The following is a 23,266-nucleotide window of genomic DNA, read 5'->3' as shown; positions in this document are numbered from 1 at the left end:
CATTTTAAAAAGTGGGAGTTTTTGTTTTTCATATGTTAATTTTATTGTTCAGGAGTTTCATCAGATTTAACTTCAATTACTTTTGAACTATCTTCATTTCTCTTTTGAACCTGCTCAAGAAGCTGTAAGCCTAACAATCCGCTGATTCCTCCATTAGCTGCATCTCCACCTCCACCGATAAGAACGTCAGGCATTATTTTCACGTTTTGAGAGGCGATATTTTCCATGATCTTCAATTGGGTAAAATTGTTTCCGCCCATTGCTTCTACAGATAATTTATAAGACTCTGCATTAGATTTACCGATTGCCAATATTTTCTCAGCTTCTGCATTACCTGTTAGAGAAATCTGCTCGGCGTTCGCTTTAGCCAACAATTCTATTTTTTCGGATTCTGCTTTGGCTAAAAGTCTTGTTTTTTCGGCCTCACCTGTTGCCAGTAATTTCAGTCTGTCTCCTTCCGCATTGGCCTGAAGACGTACAGAATTGGCATCACCGGTTGCTTTTTTCACAGAAGCATCTGCAACACGTTCTGCAATCCAAACACCCTGATCTGCTTTCACAATTTCTTTCTGCATATCTGCAACTGCAGTTTCTTTTTCTAAACTTTGTCGGGTTTCCTGTGCTAACATTTCGGTTTCGTAGGTGATTTTCTGTTCTTCCGCCAACTTTCTGTCTGTCAATGTTTTCATCAGACTTTCGGGAGGAACAATGGCACCAATCAAAGTATCTACAGCATTTACGTTATATTGATCTAAAACACTACTAATATGCTCTTTTGCAGATTGTTGTCTTTCTTTACGGGTTCCTAAAAATGCAATTACATCGCTATCCTGCGCAGAGTTTCTGAAATAATTCCCAATCGTAGGTTCCAAAACCTGACTTACCAAATTGATCATATTTCCGAAACGGGCAATCACTTTTGGAGCTTCATAAGTCGGAATATGAATAATTTGAGAAACATCTAGGTTAAAAGGGAAACCGTCTTTACTTCTCACCGTAATGGTTGAAAGGTTTTTATCTAACTGGTGAGATTCACTTCTTTCATACGCCCAGTTTAAAACCAGATTGGTGGTAGGAACAAGCTCAACCTTCATAATATAAGGATTGATAGGATATTTTCCGGGACCGATTGGCTCTGACCAGACTCCTTTATGACCTTTTTCAACAATGTTTCCATGTTTAAAATCAACACCGCTTAAATCTTTGCCCTCTGCACCTACATAACTGATAATTACACCAACGTGCCCGATCGGGATTTCCGTCATGTGTACCATTTCAACTTTTGTAAACCAAGGATTTAAGAAATATGAACCCGCTAAAATCACCTGTTCCTGAAGACCTTTGTAACCTCCATTACTCAAAAAAGTATCAACATCCTGAAATTTATTGTGAGCTTCAACAATTTTACCTGCAATCTGGCCTTCTTCCAAAGGATTACCTTCCATTGTCGTTATGACTCCCACCGCATTGTCAGGAATTTGCGTCATATCAGTTAAATCAATATCAAACAATAAGGTATTAATTCTATAAGAACCTGGTGCAACAATGGCAGTTTGGCGCCCTTTTCTACCTCCGTTTTTAAGAAATGCTTCTGCATCCTGGAAAGAGTCGCAGTTTACTTTTCTTGCCAAAATACGTCCGGTTTCCAATTCAGTTCCGTCTTTAGCCAGAATTAATCCTAATTTCCCGGTAGGAATCACGGTAAATGGCTGAAATTGAATCGTGTATTGCCAGATCCATTTACCAAAATAAATTCCCGGTGCCAATGTCTGAGCCTGAAAACCAGCTTCTCCATTGGTTGCAATAATCCTCCCTTCCGGAAGTTCCTGCTTACCAACCAGCACGAATTTTTTGGTCACCAAACCAATTCTGTCTTCGGGAACGATAACCAATCCGAAAAAAACTCTCAAAATAATTTTGTAAAAAATTACGCATAAAAGCACAATGATAGCCGGAATCATCCAGCCCTGAAACGATAGTTCCATAATTTATTTGTTTAAAAATTTAGTTTAAATAGAAGAAATGACCGATAGCCCCTATTTTTTTAAAATAAAAAAATACGGATAGAATCAAATGATTGAATTCTTTCGAAAAATTTAAGAAAGTGTAGGAGGAGAAGTATTAAAAATCGTGAATATGATTTCTGATACTTTTAAAAGAAAAAACTTAAAGTTTGTTTGTTCCATCTTATTTGTGAAGGAGTAAAATCCTTTTTGCTATACAAATGTACGGAAGAAAATATTATTGATAATACAAAAAATCAAAATATTTTTTGAAAATAATGTAATTTACAGACAATCAACATTATTTTTTACAAAAACATTTTGTACGCTTTCAAAACTGTCTTTTGCTGCATTGTATCCTATATTAAAAATTTCTTCCAAACGGTCTTTCTTACGTTCGAAAGTTCCATAACTTGACAAATCCTGTGAAGATATAAACCAATCGCAATATTCGAATTTCGCTTTCTCAACTCTGTAAGAAAGAAGATCGTAAGACCTTGATACGATTGCTTTTATGGTCTTCAAATCATTAATGTCGATATTATGCGGTGGAGATACAAAAACGCCAATTAATTGCTTACATTCATCTCTGATAACGTCCGCAGGAAAGTTATTTAAAACACCTCCGTCACAGTACATTTCTTCTCCTAAAATATAAGGCGTGGTAACTCCCGGAATAGAACACGATGCAATAACAGCATCCGTTACCTTAAAACTATTGTCGAAAATTTTCTGAGTTCCGGAAACCAATTCTGTTGCTACAATTTTCACTTCTTTATCTAAATCTCCAATTTTCATCTCCTGAAAAATCGGTCTTAAATAATTATTAAAGATCACCGAAGAAACCAATCCCGGCTGATTAAAAGCAAAATGTTTCCAATTGAAAAAATAGATGGACTGAAAAAAATCTAAAATCTCCTCAGGTGTTTTTCCAACTGCATGAAGACTTCCGACAATGGAACCCGCACTACAGCATGCTAAAACATCTATATTGATATTTTTTTCTTTCAAGAATTTTAAAACTCCTGCATGGGCAATGCCCTTCGTTCCGCCACCGGATAAAACCAATCCTGTTCTTTCAAAATTCATAGAATAAAATTAAGAAAACGTAAGGAGAAAATGACATTAATTTTTCTAAAAATATGGATTTTAAAATAATTTTAATAATTCTTTCATTTATCTTAAAAATATAAATATTTCATGCATAAAAAAACCACAGACAAAAATCTGTGGTTTAATATTAATTATTTTCTTTCATACCTATCAAGAATTTTTATTAAATCATTATCATACTTCCAAGAGTCGATTAATAATAAAATATCTGGATAAGCTGAAAATTTTTGTTTCATTTTTATTTTAAATCTGCCTGCAGAACCTAATTCAACGATACTTTTATCTGTTTTAAAAATCAAATAATCTGAATATATTATCATAGGTGAGTAAATAGATACACTATAATTTGCCGACCTATAGTAAGCTGTTTTATTACCTTCATATATGGTTTCCAAAAGTCCAAAGTCTTTAGAAAAAACTGTTGAAGATGAAATAATTTTTCTTTTTACATTCTGCAGATCTGTAATTTCCATATAAGCTATATCTTGTTCTGGAACTTTGGTTTTATTTCCTAAAGAATCTATAACGTACATATTATTAATATAAGTTGCAGAGGAAAATTTTTTATTCGTATACAATCCCATATTCTGAACTCTTGTTCTGATTGTATCAGTCGAGTTTTTCAGTATATATTTTATAGGAAAATGAGTGTCTTTATATTTGAATTGTTTTTGAGAAAAAAATAAATTAAAGCAGAGAAATGATATTAAAAAAATTAATCTTTTCATGGTCAAAAATTAAAAAGCTCAGAAAAAAATCTGAGCTTTATGTATTATTTAGTAATATTTATTTTAAAACTAGATATGAATAACTTCTCCGTAAGCAGCAGCAGCAGCTTCCATGATAGCCTCAGAAACTGTTGGATGCGGGTGAATAGATTTGATGATCTCGTGACCTGTAGTTTCTAGTTTTCTAGCAACAACAGCTTCAGCAACCATATCAGTTACACCTTCACCGATCATGTGGCAACCTAACCATTCGCCATATTTAGCATCGAAAATAACTTTGATGAAACCATCTGTATTTCCGTTTGCAGTAGCTTTTCCACTTGCAGAAAGAGGGAATTTACCAACCTTGATTTCGTAACCTTTTTCTTTAGCCTGCTTTTCTGTAAGACCTACAGAAGCAACCTCAGGGTGACAGTAAGTACATCCAGGGATATTACCGTAGTCGATCTTCTCAACGTGTAGTCCTTTGATTTTCTCAACACAAGTAATTCCTTCAGCAGAAGCAACGTGAGCAAGAGCCTGAGTCGGGATAATATCTCCGATCGCATAGTAACCTGGAACAGAAGTTTCGTACCATTCGTTTACTAAAACTCTTCCTTTATCTGTCTGTATTCCAACTTCTTCAAGACCAATATTTTCGATATTTGCAGCGATACCAACAGCAGATAATAAAATATCAGCTTCAAGAGTAATAGTTCCAGTAGCTGTTTTCACAGTAGCTTTTACCCCTTCTCCACTTGTATCAACGCTTTCTACAGAAGCATTTGTCATAATTTCTATCCCTGTCTTTTTCAAAGATTTTTCTAAGTGTTTAGAGATATCTTCATCTTCCACAGGAACGATGTTTGGCATAAATTCAACAACAGTTACTTTCGTACCCATTGTGTTATAGAAGTCAGCAAACTCAACCCCAATAGCTCCAGAACCTACAACAATCATAGATTTTGGCTGCTCAGGAAGAGATAGTGCCTGTCTGTATCCGATTACTTTTTTACCGTCTTGAGGTAAGTTTGGCAATTCTCTAGAACGTGCTCCGGTTGCAATAATGATGTTGCTTGCAGCATATTCGGTTACTTTACCGTCTTTATCTGTAACAGAAACTTTTTTATCTTTTAAAACTTTAGCAGTTCCCAGAATAACATCGATTTTGTTCTTTTTCATTAAGAACTCAATCCCTTTACTCATTTTATTAGCAACGCCACGGCTTCTTTGAATTACATTCGGGAACTCAAAACTTGGTTCCACTTTATTCAAACCATAATCTTCTGCATGGTTGATATAATGAAAAACCTGAGCAGATTTCAACAAAGCTTTCGTTGGAATACATCCCCAGTTAAGGCATATTCCTCCTAAGTTTTCTTTCTCGATAATTGCAGTTTTGAAACCCAATTGTGCCGCTCTAATAGCTGTAACATATCCACCAGGACCACTTCCGATGACAATAATATCGTAGTTCATTAGCTTAAAAATTTTAATGCGAATTTAAGGAAAAATATTGGATGTATCATGTTTCTTAAAATTCGTGAGGCAATGCATAATAAACACCACTTTTGCTATATTTCTAATAAAAAAAGAGAACATAAAACACGTTCTCTTTAATAAATTTTTATTTTAACTTAAAATTTAGCAAAACCGATTTTATAGAATTAAACTATTTCAATTTTAATAATTTCAAGAAATGGCAGTTATTACATTTTTTTTAGCAATTTTTTCTGGCTTCTATATTTTTCATTTAAAGCCTTTAATTGGTCTTGCTTCATCTTTTTAGTTGCTAAAGGATGGTTTAAAATCAATTTCTTTTCCTGATTATACCTTTTGTCCAGCTCTTTCGATTTAATGTTTACGAGTTCACTTTTCGAAGGATGAGGCGGCGGCGTAGGATGTTTTTGTGCTGACATATTCATTGATAATCCTACTAATAAAACTGTTGATATAAAAAATTTATTCATAATATTGACTTTTATGAATGATTTTAATTAAAAGTTTAAAATCATTCGGATTTGTACTGAATATTACATATATCGTACCATTATATTTTTCCGGAAGACTAAAGTTTTTATGCAATCGCTGTTGAACCTTCATTCATCAGCTCCGGATTGAAGGTTACCGACAAACCGATTGACTTTTTGGAACATTGTCCATATCTCCGAGAATCTTAAAATACTGCCAGAATCGGGAGTCATCCATTCCAATAAATCCTGAATTCTACTTTCTACAGGCTATTTTGGATCTTTATATAAAGATTTTTAGTTCGAAATGAATATAGAATTCAATAACAAATTCCTATTAACTTTAATCTAAATTTCATTATTGTGTTATTTAAATTACGGTTGAATTTTTCGATTTTTTCCACTCAATTTTATTTGATAATCCTAAAACTTTCAAAGATTTTTGGGTTAAAATTATTTTTAAAACTTAAAATATTCTCAAAAACAGGCTTATCATATTTAAATTAAATTTTTAAATGCAGAGTCCACTTCTGGATAAGAAAATTCAAAACTACTTTTCATTAATTTATCGGGATAGACATTTCTGCTTTTTAATAATAATTCTGTTTCGGTTTGTAAAAAAACTGACGCGATCTCCAACTGCCAAACAGGAGCATTTAATCCAAATGGAATCTTCATTTCTGTTCTTAATTTTTTCATGAATTGTTCATTGGATAAAGGCTTTGGAGCAGTTACATTAATTACGCCGGACATATTTTCGTTATCAATGATATGTTCAACCGCTTTGCAAAAATCATCAATATGAATCCAGCTTACATTTTGATTTCCTTTTCCCTGTTTTCCGCCCAGCCCTAATTTTGTTATTAATTTTAGCTTTGGAAAAGCACCTCCATTACTGCCTAAAACAATTGAAGTTCGTAAAGCAACTTTTCTTACATTTTCATTTTTAATAGTAAAAAATTCTTTTTCCCAGCTTTTGCAGATATTCATTGAAAAATCATCACCGATGATTCCGGTTTCTTCTGTATTTAATTGTGTCTCTGAGTGAGTGTAAATGGTTGCTGAACTTGCATTCAGCCAAACTTTAGGTTTATTGACACATTGATCAACAGCTTGTTGAAGCACTTTTGTACTGTCGATTCTTGAAGAATAAATTTCCTTTTTGTTTTTTTCGGTATATCGACAATCGACAGATTTTCCTGTGAGATTGATTACAACATCGGAATTTTCAACCCAATTTTTCCATTCGCCTAAAGTTTTGGCATCCCAATGAATTTCGTTTTTACGTTTCGGATTTCGAGTTAAAATATAAACTTCATTTCCTTTTTCTGTAAAATATTTTTCAAGATTTTTTCCGAGAAAACCGGTTCCGGCGGCGATGATTATTTTCATTTTGGTTTTTGTTGATAGTTGTTGGTTTCAAGTTAATGTTTTTTGTTGAAATGCTTCGACAGGCTCAGCATGACAGTGCGAATACTAACTGTTTATGGGATATATTTTAAGCTAGATACTTTTTAGTTTTAACTTGTATTTCAGAGCCTTCTGCAAGCATTACGGAAATTGGTTTTTGATCGTTTAAAAATCCAAAATCGTTTCCGTAGATCTTATTGAAATCTATGTCGAGCTGATGATTTTTGACCAGATAATATTTCCATTTTGGATGGCAGACTTCATATTCTGAGGTTTTATTTTCTCTTTTTGTAAAGCCAAAATAATGTTCGCTAATAAATTCAAATTCTGAATTATCTTCCATTAATAACTGCTCGTTTTCGGCTGTGATTTCTATAGAATACCAATTTTTATCTTTCCAAGAATATTTTATTAATAGTTCTCCGTCTTTTTCATTAATAAAATTTTTCATCGGCATTGTTTTGTAATTTTCCTTATAAATTGAATTTGCCACAAAGCTCAAAGCAGGTTTGGGAACGATTTCTTTGATGAAAACTACCCCTCTTTTCCATTCATTTCCTTCTTTTTTCTTTACATAAAATCTCAAATTGACTTCTTCAAAATTTCTGTGAAAAGGAATTGGAAGTCCTAATAATTTCGTGTTTAGAAACATGAAACCAACCAAACTTACGTAACATTTTCCTTTGTAGAAATCCATTTCTGTACCTTCGGGAAGGTATTTTAATAGAATTTCGGGATTGATTTCGTAGTTTATTATTGCTAGTTTTCGCCATTCGGCTTTTAGAAAGTTCATTGTGATGTTTTTTAGTTGTTGGTTTGTTGGTTGATAGTTGTTAATTTATGGTTCAGATGCTTCGACGGGCTCAGCATGACATTGCGAATACTATCTGTTTCATTTGATGTTAATTAAAATTATTTTCTGCCGTGACTTTTATTAATTTATTTCGTTCTAATAAGAAATTGGTGAGATAATTTTTAAGGAAGAAATGGTTGAAAAATTTTCCGATAATTCCCAATGGAGATTCAAATTCGAAAATATCTGTCATTATTGTGTTTCTGCCATCTTGGTTAAAAATATGCTGATGTTTCAAGGATTTAAATGTTCCTTTTAACATGATATCCGTGAATTGATAAGGTTTTTCCATACTAACAATCTTTGAAGTGTGGGTTTGATAAATACCTAAATGTTTTGCCCGCCACGTCACCGTTTCGCCTTCTTCAATTAATCCTGAAATTCTACCAGCAATCGCTTTTTCGCCCGTTTTAAAAGTTGATTTTTGATGTAAATCAATGTCTCTTGCTAAGTCGAAAACGATGTGAATATCGGCTTGGATAATTGTTTTTAAATATATTGCTGACATTTATTTAAATCTTAAAAAGTTAATCCAAATTAAAATTACCAAAACAGTCATTCTGAAAATCATCCAGGAAATTGTCGGAAGATAATTTAATTTTAAAATTTTACATCTTCTCAAATGTTCCAGAAACATTATGGAAACTACAATTCCGAAGTAAATAACGTTAAAAGTTGGATTTAAGCTGATGAATAAAATCGGGATTAAAAGTAGCGTTCCAATCATAGAAACGGTCATCATATTACCAAGATAATTCCATAATTTTTCTTTTAAATAAGCTTTTAAAAATACGGTTTGCCAAGCAATTTGACCGAGACAAACTATAAATTCTCTCAAAAAATGATGTTCTAAATTCAATCCTAATTTTGCTGTAAACAAACTCAAAATATAAGCTGAGAAAAATATGACGAATGTAATGTATGCAATTCTATATTTTAAGTTAAAATCCGGAATACAAGACTGGTCTGAATCATCTTTTTTTGATGGAATAATCTGTTTTCGATTGTAAGAAACAAAAGAATACAGTTTTTTGAAAAACCAATACAGAGGCTTTATTCTGGCAATTTTTTCTAATACCGGAAAGGAATTTCCAATGATTAATAATAAACTGTCTAATCCGTAAACGACTTCGTTTTTGTTGTGATCGACTAAAGCTATTTCGTTTTTTGCACGTTTAAAATCTATTAAATTTTTATTCTTCAATGACAATTCTGTAAAGGCCTCTCTTCCGTTTTCATCAAGCATTCCACATTTTGTAAAACCTTTTGAATAGATGTTGCACATTGGGCATTCATTGTCGTAAATCAGGGTGTGGTTTTGTAGTGTTTTCATCGTGTTTGTTTTTGAGATTTATAGATTTTGTAGCTGTCGTAGACATATAGAATAGCTAAGAAAGGACTGTATAAAAGAGATGCAATTAAAATAGTTCCAAAAAAATTGGTGACTTCATGATTATTCTTAAACATCAACATTATTAAGAGTGAAATCCAGACAGGCATTATAAAAAGTCCATAAATGATGTAGCTTATAGTCTTTTTTCTCTTTTTAAAAATTTTGAGTAAAAAACTAATTAATTGAGGAATTCCTACAACAAAGTAAAATGGCATGATTCCCCAACCAACTGCTATTCCTACAAATATTGAAACCAATCCCCCGACAAGAAAATAAACCTGAATGTAGAAATCATTTTTAATGAAAGTTTTCATGGTTATAAGCTTTAATTGTTTATATTTTCACTGATGACTTCCTTATTTTTAGCATCAAAAAAACTAATACATAAGGATTGTAAAATAAGAACAGGAGAAAGAATGAGCCAGGTGAAAACCAATATTTCAAAAATATCTTTTAAACCTTTTATATAAAAAACACAGGCAAATATCCAGGTAAAAAAGCCTATAACTACGTATGTTGAAAGAAACATATACACCTTTCTAGAATCTGTTCTTACATAGTTTTTATTGAAAAACTTAATAATATTCAAAGTATACTGTACAATTGCAATAAGAAAAAATTCAATAATTATTGCAAAAGCAAGAAATTCTTTCTCTGACAATACGGCAATCAAAAGTGTCAATACAAATAATAAGATGACTCCTTGCTGGATTTTTGAATCGTATGTTAAAATAGTTTTCATGGCTATGAATTTTAAAGGTTTAAAAAATCACCTCGTGTTCGTTTATTCTGAAATTTGAAAGTGAAATACATCCAAATTTTAAAGATCAATGTTTTCATTTTGAATTTGTTTTTCTTTGTTCATCGCGTGTTTTCTTCCTTTTAAGAATAATAGCAAGTTTAAAAGCATCATCACTCCTAAGTAAATTGAGAATCCGCCGATCTTTTTACTTAAAGCAACAACCAACCTTTCAACAGTTTCTATTTGAAAAAACTCGATGATACAAAGGGCAAAACCAATATTTAAAAGGTAAAAACCAATTTTAAAGAGGGAATTTGTTGCCATTGCAATATCTTCTTTCTGGTGAAAAATATCAATCATAAAAGTCTTTGAATTTTTAAACAGAAATTGAGAAACCAAAACTGTAAGCGCGATTACAATTGGTAAGTAGATCATGTACGCTGAAAAGTTGTACGTTTGGGTAAGGATAGTTGCAGTCATGATAATTTTATTTTATTGTTAATTTTTTTCTTAAAATGTAAAGCATAAGAATATTCGTAAAATGTAAAAAACAAAGAATCAAAATAATGTATCCGATACGGCTAAAAACGGTTGCCAAAACTTCTTCCATACTTGTTATTTTCCCCCAATAACTCAAGCTGATAGCGATATAGCCGAGATTGACCAAATAATAACTCCCTAAAAGTATTCTGTTGACCGTTAAACAAAAGTGTTTGTCTTTGATCAGATATTCCAAATACACTTTCCCCGAATTAAAGCATCTTCTGCCCACATCGATCGTGATGTACGAACTGATAGAAAGAAAAAGCACATATGAAATTATACTGAACATTTTATAAATATTATAGTTTCAATAATTTTTGAAAGTTTATTTGAAATAAAAAAGGATTTTAAAGTCCTTTCTATTTTAATAAGTTGGTAATCTTCCCGACCAGCCAGTGATCATCACTTTTGATCGCGAGATCCATAATATTGTTGATTTTCCCTGTTACAGAGCTAAAATCATCCATTAATTTGATAAATTCTTTGGCTCCCTCAGAATCTTTGTCTTCAATATTTTTAAGCTCTTCTAAAAAGGAAATTACAGGTTCGATCTCTCTTTTTCTGCGTTCTTTTGTAATCTGTTTGAATAGATACCAAACATCTTTTTCAGCTAAAAAATATTCTTTTCTCTCCCCTTTTACGAATTCTTTTTTTACAATTCCCCAATCCATCAAAGCGCGAAGATTCATATTGGCATTTCCTCTTGAAATTTCAAGTTGTTCCATCACCTCATCGGTAGACAGTGCTTTACCACTTGCTAAAAGTAAAGCATGAACCTGCGCCATCGTACGGTTGATTCCCCAATTCGTAGCGAATGTTCCCCAAGTCTGAATATATTTTTCTTTAGCTTCTGAAAGTTGCATTTTGTTTTACTTTTAATTTCTGTTACAAATGTAATAATAATTTTCGAACTTTCAATAATATTTGAAACTTTATTGTAAAATAAAACAGACATCCATTTTGAATGCCTGTTTTAGCTTTATTTTTTGATTGATTTATAGCTTTCGACTAATCTTATAAATTCTGATCTATAGCCTTCCTCATCTTTATTTTTCCCTTCTTTGGCTAAATCTTCAATTGCATTGAGATCTTTTTCTCTGATTAATTTAGAATCTCTTAAAACCAATCCGAACCAAGCAACAGAAGCTGCAAACTTGAAATCCGGACTCGATTGTGAAATAGACTCATCAGAATCCTTAACTACTTTTGTGATTTCTGTACTTTTATCTCCATCGGGCTTTTTATAACGGAACTTGATCGTCGCCAATTCATCTCCAAAATTTTCTGTAGCTGAAGTTGAAGAATATTTTAACTTACTTTCTTTTGGAGCATATGCAGAACTTACACCTGTAGGAATCACTTCATACAAAGCAGTTACCGTATGCCCACTTCCCAATTCTCCTGCATCAATTTTATCGTTTGTAAAATCTTCGTTTCTCAATTTTCTGTTTTCATAACCAATCAATCTATATGATTTTACAAATTTCGGATTAAATTCGATCTGAATTTTCACATCTTTAGCAATGGTGTACATACTTCCCGCAAATTCTCTTCCCAAGAACTTGTTGGCTGCCTGTAAATTATCAATATAAGCGTAATTTCCGTTTCCTTTATCGGCTAAAGTTTCCAGTCTGTTGTCTTTGTAATTGCCCATTCCGTAGCCAAGGCAGGTAAGGAAGATTCCTGTTTTTCTTTTTTCTTCAATTAAAGTTTCAAGACCTTTTTCAGAAGAAACTCCAACGTTGAAATCCCCGTCTGTAGCCAAAACTACACGATTATTTCCACCTTTAATAAAATTTTCCTGAGCCAATTTGTAAGCCAATTCAATTCCTTCTCCTCCGGCTGTGCTTCCGCCCGCCTGAAGTTTATCCAAAGCTTTGATGATCGTTTCTTTCTCGGCTGCCGAAGTCGGTTCCAACACTGTCCCTGCATTTCCGGCATACACAACAATTCCGACTTTATCCTGTGGTTTAAGCTGATCCAACAAAACTTTAAAAGAAGACTTTAACAGAGGAAGTTTATTACTCTCGTCCATAGAGCCTGAAACATCGATCAGAAAAATAATATTTGAATTCGGAAGGTTTTCCATCGCTATATTTTTTCCCTGAAGTCCAATTTTCACCAGTTTATGATTAGGATTCCAAGGAGAATCGCTGTATTCTGTATTGATTCCGAAAGGTTGCTTATTTTCCGGTTGAGAATAATCATATTTAAAATAATTAATCATTTCCTCTATTCTCACCGCATCTTTATCAACAATACTTCCGTAATTGATCATTCTACGGATATTGGAATAAGAAGCATTATCCACATCAATAGAAAACGTAGAAACAGGCTGATTTTTGGTTGATTCAAAAGGATTCTCAACCAAAGAATTGTATTCTTCATCAGTATTACTGATTTGTTTCACCCCTTTTTTTGAAGCTGTTGTCGTAATTTTTTTATTGTAAACTTTATTATCAGTTGCAGTTTTAGCCTGTTTTACAGGTTTTGAAGGAACATTACGCTTTTGCCTTTTCTGTGAACCGACTATTGCAACACTTTCTAATGAAGACGAAACTTCCATAGCGACCAGCGACTTAGGTTTCGGGCAACCATTATACTCAGGCATTCCGGGAACGGTCGGGCAGGCATCGTCTTTATCTAAAATTCCGTCTCCATCAGTATCCGGCCAAGGACAACCATTATTTTCTGCAGGTCCTGCAACTGTTGGGCAGGCATCGTCTTTGTCGATAACACCATCACCGTCCGTCTCCGGCCAGGGGCAGCCGTTGTTTTCCACAGGCCCGGCGATTTCCGGACATTGATCTAATTTATTGGGAATTCCGTCCTGATCTTTATCTTTTTTTACACTTAAAGGTTTTGATTCTTTTGTAGATTCGGAAACAGTTTTGGTCTTACAACTTCCTAATAAAGCCAAAGCCAATATTGATATACTTATTTTTTTCATTATCATTTTTTCGTTATTAAATATAAATAAATTTGACGATTATAATTAAACCTGATAATCAAGCTTTGAACTTGTTCATTCTTTTTATTTTAGCAACAAAAGATTAGCACATTAATATTTTAAGTTAACTAATAGACCGCAAATAAGATCACATTAGTTTTAAAAATCTTTGATTTTTATTCTTTTGAGAGCTTTTGTTTTAAAAAATAGTTAAATTTTAAATCATTCAATCATGGCTTTTGTATCTTTTGCGGTTAAATTTTTAATTAGTTTAAAATGGTTTGTTATATAATAGATGCAGAAATTAAAAACGGTTTCAGTTTATTTTATTTTTTATCCAATTAAGGTTCAATTTCAGCTTTGATTCCTTCATTCCAGAACTTAGATTCAGGCATATAATAAAGGTAAATGTTGCTGGCTTTTCCTGTGTATTCTCCAGCAAATTCTACCTTTAAATCCAGATTGATAACTTTCGTTTCATTGGCGTCAAAATGTTCCCAATACAGAACCAGATAATTATCAAAAATCTCATAATAAGCGATCTGTTTTTTATCAATCAGATCTTTAAGCAAAGCATTTTGCAAAGTTAATCCGGCAGGAATACCGATTTTGGCTGTCGTCATCGGCAATTGACCATTAATTTTATTTTTAATTGAAATCGTCATTCTGTTGGTCTCTCCTACTTTTGAAATTTCAGATTTTAATTTTGTTTCCATTGTTAAAGGAATATCAGCACTTTTCGGAGCCTGCAACGTGAAATATTGATACTCCAATTTATAAGGAAGACCTTTTTGAGTCGGATAATTTACACTGATTATATTTTCTCCTGTTTTAAAGGCAGATCCTAACGAATTATTGACGTTAACTTCCGCTCCGTTGACCTTTATTTTAGGTCTTTCATTGCCGAATAATTTTTCATTTTTAGCAAAAAACTGAGACAAAGCTTCCAATGCCAACGTTGTTGCCTGAGTAGAACCGAAACCATAATAACCGTTGTAATTGATCAATTCATCGGCAACTTCTGCGATTTTTAATTGATTTAATTTTTCATCTTTTTGCAAAGCCATAACATATAAAGACAAAGTCTCCGCACTGGCAGATCTTCCACCCGAACCTGTGAATGTCGTCCTTGTTTTTACATTTTTATCTTCGTATTGTTTATTCAGAAGATTCATCAATGTATCATATTCTTCATTTTTCCCAAGATTTGCAGATACATTAGCCATTAACGCCAGCTGATAAGAATCTTTTGTTGCTAAAGCTTTATTCAGATTAATTTTATATGAATCTTCCAATTCATTTTTAAAACCGAGTTTAGACAGAGCGTATAAAACATACATATTTCTCGACCAAGCAAATTCAGAATAAGGGTGATTGATTTCATAACTTTTCCTTACTTCAAAAATTCCGTTTTGATTTTTCTTGGATAAAATGAAATTCGTAAGGTTTTGAATTAATTTTGAATCAATATCCACATACTTTTTTAAATCTCTAAATTCCAGCAAAGCAAAAGCAGAAATTGCCACATCAGATTCCGCAGAATTGAAGTATCCGAAACCGCCATCCCTGTTTTTATAACTCAACATTTTCTGATACCCTTTTTTCATATTTTTAATGACAAGACTTTCTGTTTCAGGCGTAATTTTTTTGACAGATTTTAAATAATCCAGAATAAAAATATTGGGATAAACCGTTGACGACAACTGTTCAAAACATCCGTGAGGTTCTCTTTTAAGTCTTTCTATATCTTCAAACATCTGTAATGCTGTATTTTCGTAAACATAATATGATGAGAAGAAACTTCTGTTGATATACTCTGGAATATCGATTTTTATATCCTCGGTTTTATTATTAATGATGGAATAATAATGCGGAAAACCTTTTTCTTCAACACCAAAAGGAAGAATCATCGTCTCCCTGAAATCACCTGATTTTATGCTAAACTGAATATTAGAATTAATAACTTCATCTGTCTGTATTTTCACAAATAATCTTCCTGATTCCAGAGGTTTCAACGTAAGAATACTGTCAGATTTCATCAGTTTCACCCGATTCGGAACAATTACGTCCATTGTCATTTTTCTGGTTTTGTGCGAATTATTTTTAATCACAACAGGAATGGTCATTTGATCCGTTCTCGTTAAATATTGCGGAATTTTAGCATCAATTGTGATCAGACTTTGTGCGGCATAGGTCGTTTCTTCCCTTCCGATTAATCCTGAAGACGAAATTCCTTCCGTCATAATCCTGAAAGCCGTATTGGCATCAGAATTATAAAATTCAACCTGAGCTTTTCCTTTTTTATCAGTTTCCACGACCGGATTCCAATAAATACTTTCTCTGTAATCGTGTCGATACGAAGTATTTGTAGTCTCATAAACAGGATAATAAAAACTTCTCCCATAAGAATAAGTCACCAAACTATCATCAGGAATAGCCATCACAGCGTAATACGATTTTGGAGTAATATCAATTTTGAACTGAGATCTGCTGTTTTTCAAAGAACTAATAATTATTACTCCATTCGCTGCTCTGCTTCCGTAAATAGAGGTTGCAGCGGCATCTTTAAGAACCGTTATACTATTGATATCATTAGGATTAATCGTTGTTTTAAAGTTGTCTACAGGAACACCATCCACAACAAACAAAGGAGTTTTATTAGAAATCGAGGCAGATCCTCTTATTTGTACATTAATCGGACTTCCAGGTAGACCATTTGTAGTATTTATAATAAGCCCCGCGACCTTACCGCTCAAAACTGAAGCCATATTAGGGTTTTGAAAATCACTTTTTTCTACTGTTGCCGTGGCTGCGGTTGATTTCGCTTTTACAGACATACGAGAATATCCCAAAACAACAACTTCCTCTATATTTTGTGATTTTATGGTATCACTTAAACGTCTCAATTTGGAAGTATTGATACGGCTTTCAGTACGATTTTTATTTTTTTCTTCTTTTGTTAATTTTGTATCCGCATCTTTTACGGCTTCTTTCACCACTTCTTCTACATTTACATTGTTCAAAGATTTTTTGGCAAGTGGATTTACAGCTAATTTATAGGACAAAACTCTGATCTTCACTTCCTGTTTTGGCTGAAAAGATTTTGCAATTAATTTATAGTAATCCTCACCATTCAGATCTGAAAAATAGAATGTTCCGTCATCTGAAGTGACCTGTTTTTTGATTAATGAACCATTGACCAAATACACCTCAGCTTTTACAGGGTTTTTATTTTCATCTTCTACAACTCCATAGATCGGATTTTTCTTTTCAGGAAGATATTTATATTTTTGATTTTTAATGATTTCCGGAACAAGTTCAAAATATCTGTATCCGTTCGTAAGCATTACCAGATCCAAACTTCTTTTTGCTTTTTCTTCTTTTTTATCAAAATAAAACTGTGGTTTTTCAATTTTTCCTCTTAATTCAGAATCCATCAAAAGCCAGGAAATGATATGATTTTGTTTATCGTCTGCGTATGTCCAAAGCTTGTCATCAACCACGCTTATTGCGAGATTGGCGGGGATTGGTTGATTATTTTCGTCAGTCGTTTCAACATTTACAATCACTTTCTCTCTTGGAAGATAATTTTTCTTGACAGGCGTTATTTTCACATTCATCTGCTTGTTTTCATTGGCGAAAATAATACGTTCTGCATGAGGAATTTCTCCTTCAAGAACAGTAAATCTGCAAATTCCTATCGGAAGCTCGCTTTCTGAAATTTGAAACTCACTCAATCCCTTTTTTAATGAAATTGATTGGCTGTAAACATCTTTTTCACGGAAACTTCCTTTTACAACAACATTCTTTTCATCAGTTGAAATAATTTTAAAACTAATGTTTCCATTTTCTTTATTTACATTAAAAACAACACCTTCATCTTTAGCCATCGGAAGCTGATAAACCTGATTGATATTTTCCGGTTTTACAACTTTAGCATAATAATTTTCACCTTTTTTAGGTGTAAAAAGAAAATTGCCCATTCCGAAATTGTAAGCTGAAACTTCTGCAACTTTTTGATTATTTTGATTAAAAATCGCTAAAACGGCATCAACAGGTTTTTCAAATTCATCTAAAATTTTGAAAGCTATATTTTGTTCGATTCCATTAATGAAAGTTCCGCCTTCAGGCATAAATTTCACATCAAGATTATTCAGAACAATCGGAATATTTCTGGAAATGGACTCTGTAAATCCATCAAAATTCACTTTGATATTCAATAAAGCATCGGAAGATTTTAAAACTGCAGGAAGATTAAATTTCAACTGTTTCTTTCCTTCCTTATCTGTGATTAATTTTCCTTCTGAAATAGTTTCTCCGCTGTACATCACCGTAAAATCCGCTTCATAAAAAGGAATCGGCAAATTGCTCAGACTTCTCATCGAAAAATCAGCCAACACTTCATCCCCTGCCCCGTATCCTTTTTTAGGAAAATCAAGTTTCATCAAAATTCTTGGGGAAACAATTTTTTGTAAAGTGATCTCTTTTTCAAATGCGTTTTTACCTTCTTCATTCTGCATCCAATTCGTGAAAGCACGGATTTTGTAAATTCCGCCTTTCATCTCATCTCTAAAAAAGAAATATCCTTCTGCATAGCCGTTTGTAATTTCGTATTTGTCTTTTTTAATGACAGTTCCGCTTGGATCTATCAGCTCAAAATTCACAATCTTACTTTGCTCAGCAGGAAGATTATTTTCAGCTTTTACGATATAAATTTTAAAGTACATTTCCTCACCAGGTTTATAAAAAACATGATTGGTTTGTATGTAAGTTTTTTCTTTCTCGAAATCTTTAAACTGATTTTGCGCTTTCAAACTAAAATTTGAAATCAAAAAAATCAAAACAACGTATATTGTAAACTTGAAATTCATAAATTAAAATTGAAATGAAACCATACATCCAAAAGTCTTATAAGAAGGTAAATTGAAGAAATCGAGCCCTCTTCCGTTATCAAAATCATAAAAATTCTGATTAGGATCTGCTCCTTTATTGGCCTGCCAGAGCAAAATATTATTCACATAAAATGTTACGCCCAAACTCCTTTTAAATTTCCCGACATCAAATTTTGTGGTTAACGAAATATTATTAATTCTCACATAATCAGATTCTTGAACATAATCTTCTGCAACACCCAAATAGCCATATCTCGTCCATCGGTTTTCTGAAACATTTTGATTCGGATCATAAAAGTCAACGGGAATCTGATTGCCATTTCCAATGGAATTTACACCTTGAAAAACATAATTTTTGATATTTCTTTCATCAACAGAAATTTGAGAACGTCCGTAATAATCCAAAACAGCCTGAGTTCCGTTCCAAATTTGTCCGCCTTTTTTCCATTCCCAATTGATATCAAGAGAAAACATTTTGTAATTAAAACTGTGATTGAATTTTAATACAAAATCCGGCGTAGGATCTGCAATAATTTTCATACCGGCGGCTTTTTTAGGATAACCAAAATCGTCGATAATTAATTGTCCATTAGAATTTCTTTCAAAATAACTCCCCATTACCGTACCTAAAACCTGACCTTCTGTTAACGTTTTATAAATATCACTGAAACCCGAAAGTGCAAGATTATTGTAGCCAGTATTTACCCTGTCAACTATATCTTTATACTTAAAAAATGATGCTTTATGAGTCATTCTAAAATCTCTTCCCAGATAAATATTATCATAAGAAAAGTTCACTTCGTACCCGCTGTACGTATGATCTGCAAGGTTTTTTAACATCAACTGATTATTTTTAAATACAGGAAAAATATCGTCTGAGATGCTTCTATTAAAATATTCAGCCTCTACATTCAGATTTCGTCTGGTCAATGTAAAGCCGGCTTTCCATTCTTTACTATTGATATTTGATAAATTTTCAAAGGTTTCCACTTCATTGATCGGGAAATATTGATACGAATCTTGAGCATTGAATAAAATCGTTCCGTAAGAAGCATAAGATCTCGTAATCTCCGGCTCAGAGCTCAATTGTGTATATGTTCCAAGCATTTTAAAATCCATATTCCAATTAAAAATATCTGTAAATCTGATGTAAGCTCCAGCTTTTGGAAGCCAATAATTATTGTCTTTGGAGGTATTTGAGATATAGAATGCATTTCCAATATTAGCTCCTACCTTGAAATCATAATCATCATAATCAAGCTTGTAATTAAAAATATAGTCTTGTGACGTTCTTTGATATAAATAATTTCTATTATTTGAATCATTGTAAATATCTGATTCTCTATCATTTAAAATATGATTAAAACCCACTTCACTTCTAAAATCATAGATTCCAAAAGAATAAGTCCCTAAAATATTAGAATTATATAATTTATTGTTCTGAGTTCTTACATTAAAAAAACCATTAGCAAATCCGTATGTTGAAGGTTGATAACTATCTGAATTCCAGAAGTAATCATTTTCATAAGATTGGCTGATATTTAACCTGAAACTCCCCCAATTTCTCACCAAATCAAAACTAAGTTGTCTTCTGTTATCCCGATAATTGTATTTATTTTCCTGATCAAGTAAAAACTGTGGATTATCCGCAAACTGGCTGTAACTCCTTTGTAAACCGTTTGCTAAATATAAACTCTGATCATTTGAAAAAGAAATCGGCGTTAATAAAGAATTCTGATAAACTCTGTTGAGAAGTCCAATTCTATTGGAGTTTGTGGCTTTATTTTCTTCATAATTAAAGGTAAAATTTACGCTGTATTTTAAAATTTTCGTACTTAATTTCGTTTTAAAAGAATTTATAATAGTATACTGATCAATAAAATACATCTGATCTTTTTGCTGTCCCAAATCTAATGACAGCCGGAATTTATCACTATTATTATAACTATAGCCATTATCACCAATGAATGCATTTAATCTTAATTGATTGTTGTAACCTACAGTGGTTTTAAAAAGATCATTATTATAAGCTTTTGCTGATGAAACTCCGTTAGCTAAAGGAATCAATCTTCCATTTTGGTCATATTGATATGGCTGCTTATCAAATCCTAAAGTCGAAATATCCGGTCCGAAACTGAAAAGTTCATTGGTTTCAGGACCTTGCCAAACCAAATTTCCGTTGTCCGAACGTCCCTGAACATATTTTCTTTGAGTTTGAGGAATAGAATTTCTTCTTTTAATGTCAAAAGAAGTGGTGAAACTTCCGTTAAAATTCAGATATGTTGTCGTTTGTCTTTTAAGTTTAAAAGTATCTTGAGCAATCTCTTTTAATTTTCTGACTGAATTAAAATTCTTATCTGATTTAACCGTCAACTTTTGAGGAGAATTTTCAATACTAAATTTATCCTTCGTATTTTTAGAAATCAGACTGTCATAAGCTCTGCTTCGCACATTCTCTACTCTTTTTTTATCAATTTTATTTTCTAAAATAAATTTAAGTTCATTTGGACCATAGACAATAAGCGTGTTTTTGCCGTTATTCCAAACTAAAGTATCGTATGCTTTTGCAGCGATGATGGCAAAGCCTTTCTCATCAGTCAGTTCGTAAATACCGCTGCTTTTATTTAAAACCTTTAAAAAATTCTGTGGTTTTTCTTTATGATTTAAAAATATTCCGGAATAATAAAGTTGCGAATTCTGCGCTGAAATAATTTTAAAAACAAGAAGAAGTAATAATAAATAAAATTTTCTCATATTTCAAATTATATTAATAAATGGCACTTTCAAAGGAAATTTTCCCTCAAACTCATTGTATTTAAAATGTTAAAAGATCTGTGAGTGAACTAAGGTTTTTCCTTCTTTTCTAAATATTTTTTTTCAATTAGATTTTTAGTCTTTGAAGTATCCTTAGTTTCTACCACAATAACTCCGTTTACCGCCTTACTTCCATAAATAGAAGTTGCTTTTTCACCTTTCAAAACGGTCATAGTGTCAATAGAATCTGGATTTAAGCTCTTGAATTTTGCTACATCAGAAACATCTCCATTGATAATATACAAAGGATTTGCATCTTCTTTAACAGAACTCACCCCACGAATAACAATCGCATTATTGGAATCGATTTTTCCTGAACCCATATTGATTGTAAGCCCGGAAACCGATCCTTGCAATGAGTTTGTGAAATATTTATTTCCTACTTTTTCTCCTAATTTTTGAACTGACGCAATATTTCGTTTTACATTCGATTTATTATAACCTATAACCTCAGGATCAACCCCGTTATCAGGTGTAATAGACTCGGCATCGGATGCTTCCAGTAAAGAATGCAGTGCTGATTTATTAGACTTACTTACAACTTCAACAGAAGAAACTGATTGTGAAGCGTAAGCAATATCCTTTTTTGCTCTTTTAATTCCAAAAGCTGTAACCACAACTTCTTCAATATTCTTTTGTTGTAAAGTATCCTCTATTTTATAAGGCGCGATAGATGGAGGCACTGAGATACTTTGCGGTGCAGCATCAAAAACCGGAGGAGGGGAAGGAATATAAACTGAATTAACAGCATAATCCTCAAGCTTAACGACAGGATTGGGCACTGAGATTTCCTTCTCAATATTTGATTTTACTAGCTCGTCTATTTTCTGAATTTTTCCAGATGGAGCAGTTATATTTTTTTGAATTACTTTATGGTGTGCAATAACAGGTTTTTCAGACTCGGTGATGTTTACTTTTTTATTCAAAAAATAAAATCCTCCAACGCCGATCATTAAACTCGCCGCAATTCCGTAAGGAAGCCAGATTGGGAGAATTCTTTTTTTCTCCTCTTTTTTATCTAATTTCTCTTCAACTTTGGCCCAAACTTTATCAAAACCCGGAAAAGTCGCAGGTTCATCTATATCTTTAGAAGCCTCATTGAATTTTTTATCGATATCGTGATTATTTTCCATTGTCTTAAAAGTTTAAATGTTTTGATTGATCAAAAGTTCCTGCAATTTTTTTCTGGCAAAATTGAGCTGAGATTTCGATGTTCCTTCACTTATTGAAAGCATCATCGCAATTTCTTTGTGCGGATAGCCTTCAATTGCAAAAAGATTAAAAATCGCACGGCAACCTTCAGGAAGGAAATTCAATAAACTCAAAATATCTTTTTCAAAAGAAATCGTATCCGTTGTATCCGAAGATTCGGCGTGGCTGTCTTCCAGTTCAATATGTAAGGCTTTACTGTTTCTCAATTTCTGCAGACATTCATTCACCGCAATTTTTCTTGCCCAGCCTTCGAAAATATCATGATTTTGCAGTTGATTGATCTTCGTGAAGATTTTATAGAACGTATCAGCCAATACTTCTTCAATATCTTCATCGTTTTTAAGATAGCGTTTGCAGACCGAATATAATTTTCCCGCCATTTTTTCGTAAACTTTCCGCTGTGCATTGCGGTCGTTCCGTTGACATTCTAACAGTAATTCTCTTTCCATAGTCAGGCTTTATATGAGTATAGATGCAGGAAATTTCAAAAAGGTTGGAAACATGATAAACTTTTTTTTAAAATTAAGCTAAAAGACTAAGTTGGAAAAGCTTAAAAAGCAGTTTTAATCAATACTGAGTTAAAATTTCAACTTTTCATAAAAAACTTTCATTTCAAATTTAACTTTTCCCTTTGTAACAAATCTTATAACTTACCGACTATTCA

19 protein-coding genes are annotated in these 23,266 nt (G+C 32.6%); all 19 read right to left on the bottom strand.

Annotation, left to right across the window (positions count from 1 at the left end; translation table 11 throughout):
• Nucleotides 1-41: 41 nt before the first annotated feature.
• Nucleotides 42-1,985, bottom strand: a complete 1,944-nt coding sequence (locus BT156_RS11075) for an SPFH domain-containing protein (RefSeq protein WP_072410077.1) — start codon at nt 1,983-1,985, stop codon at nt 42-44.
• Nucleotides 1,986-2,288: 303 nt separating this feature from the next.
• Nucleotides 2,289-3,092, bottom strand: coding sequence for a patatin-like phospholipase family protein (locus BT156_RS11070; protein WP_072410075.1), 804 nt, complete (start codon nt 3,090-3,092; stop codon nt 2,289-2,291).
• Between the two features lie 155 nt (nt 3,093-3,247).
• Nucleotides 3,248-3,844, bottom strand: coding sequence for a hypothetical protein (locus BT156_RS11065; protein WP_072410073.1), 597 nt, complete (start codon nt 3,842-3,844; stop codon nt 3,248-3,250).
• Nucleotides 3,845-3,913: 69 nt separating this feature from the next.
• Complete coding sequence (gene lpdA, locus BT156_RS11060) at nt 3,914-5,302, bottom strand: dihydrolipoyl dehydrogenase (RefSeq protein WP_072410071.1); 1,389 nt, start codon at nt 5,300-5,302, stop codon at nt 3,914-3,916.
• A 230-nt stretch (nt 5,303-5,532) separates the two neighbouring features.
• Nucleotides 5,533-5,793, bottom strand: coding sequence for a hypothetical protein (locus BT156_RS11055; protein WP_072410069.1), 261 nt, complete (start codon nt 5,791-5,793; stop codon nt 5,533-5,535).
• A 498-nt stretch (nt 5,794-6,291) separates the two neighbouring features.
• Nucleotides 6,292-7,185 carry a TIGR01777 family oxidoreductase gene (locus tag BT156_RS11050; RefSeq protein WP_072410067.1) on the bottom strand — a complete coding sequence of 298 codons (894 nt, stop codon included), beginning with the start codon at nt 7,183-7,185 and terminating at the stop codon, nt 6,292-6,294.
• A 106-nt stretch (nt 7,186-7,291) separates the two neighbouring features.
• A complete protein-coding gene (locus BT156_RS11045; RefSeq protein ID WP_072410065.1) occupies nt 7,292-7,996 on the bottom strand; it encodes a YqjF family protein in 705 nt (234 codons plus the stop codon).
• 109 nt (nt 7,997-8,105) lie between these two features.
• Nucleotides 8,106-8,564, bottom strand: coding sequence for an SRPBCC family protein (locus BT156_RS11040; RefSeq protein WP_072410063.1), 459 nt, complete (start codon nt 8,562-8,564; stop codon nt 8,106-8,108).
• Nucleotides 8,565-9,389, bottom strand: coding sequence for a DCC1-like thiol-disulfide oxidoreductase family protein (locus BT156_RS11035; protein ID WP_072410061.1), 825 nt, complete (start codon nt 9,387-9,389; stop codon nt 8,565-8,567).
• Nucleotides 9,386-9,763, bottom strand: a complete 378-nt coding sequence (locus BT156_RS11030; RefSeq protein WP_072410058.1) for a hypothetical protein — start codon at nt 9,761-9,763, stop codon at nt 9,386-9,388. The genes BT156_RS11035 and BT156_RS11030 overlap by 4 nt, the downstream gene beginning before the upstream one ends.
• Nucleotides 9,764-9,774: 11 nt before the next feature.
• Nucleotides 9,775-10,191 carry a hypothetical protein gene (locus BT156_RS11025; protein WP_072410056.1) on the bottom strand — a complete coding sequence of 139 codons (417 nt, stop codon included), beginning with the start codon at nt 10,189-10,191 and terminating at the stop codon, nt 9,775-9,777.
• Nucleotides 10,192-10,269: 78 nt separating this feature from the next.
• On the bottom strand, nt 10,270-10,671 hold the full coding sequence (locus BT156_RS11020; RefSeq protein WP_072410054.1) for a hypothetical protein: 402 nt from the start codon (nt 10,669-10,671) through the stop codon (nt 10,270-10,272).
• Nucleotides 10,672-10,678: 7 nt separating this feature from the next.
• On the bottom strand, nt 10,679-11,023 hold the full coding sequence (locus BT156_RS11015) for a hypothetical protein (RefSeq protein ID WP_072410052.1): 345 nt from the start codon (nt 11,021-11,023) through the stop codon (nt 10,679-10,681).
• Nucleotides 11,024-11,093: 70 nt separating this feature from the next.
• Complete coding sequence (locus BT156_RS11010; RefSeq protein ID WP_072410050.1) at nt 11,094-11,597, bottom strand: GbsR/MarR family transcriptional regulator; 504 nt, start codon at nt 11,595-11,597, stop codon at nt 11,094-11,096.
• 116 nt (nt 11,598-11,713) lie between these two features.
• Nucleotides 11,714-13,684, bottom strand: coding sequence for a vWA domain-containing protein (locus BT156_RS11005; protein WP_072410049.1), 1,971 nt, complete (start codon nt 13,682-13,684; stop codon nt 11,714-11,716).
• Nucleotides 13,685-14,025: 341 nt separating this feature from the next.
• On the bottom strand, nt 14,026-18,498 hold the full coding sequence (locus BT156_RS11000) for a TonB-dependent receptor plug domain-containing protein (protein WP_170857297.1): 4,473 nt from the start codon (nt 18,496-18,498) through the stop codon (nt 14,026-14,028).
• 60 nt (nt 18,499-18,558) lie between these two features.
• Entirely contained in the window at nt 18,559-21,330 is a 2,772-nt protein-coding gene (locus BT156_RS10995; protein WP_072410046.1) for a TonB-dependent receptor, read from the bottom strand.
• Between the two features lie 89 nt (nt 21,331-21,419).
• A complete protein-coding gene (locus BT156_RS10990) occupies nt 21,420-22,523 on the bottom strand; it encodes a TonB-dependent receptor plug domain-containing protein (RefSeq protein WP_072410044.1) in 1,104 nt (367 codons plus the stop codon).
• A gap of 12 nt (nt 22,524-22,535) precedes the next feature.
• Nucleotides 22,536-23,051, bottom strand: a complete 516-nt coding sequence (locus BT156_RS10985) for an RNA polymerase sigma factor (RefSeq protein ID WP_072410042.1) — start codon at nt 23,049-23,051, stop codon at nt 22,536-22,538.
• Nucleotides 23,052-23,266: the final 215 nt, after the last annotated feature.

It is taken from the genome of Chryseobacterium limigenitum (assembly GCF_900114875.1).
Classification (GTDB): Bacteria; Bacteroidota; Bacteroidia; order Flavobacteriales; family Weeksellaceae; genus Chryseobacterium; species Chryseobacterium limigenitum.
Note: the sequence above shows the minus strand (reverse complement) of the source record. Positions and strands in the feature narration are given on the sequence as shown.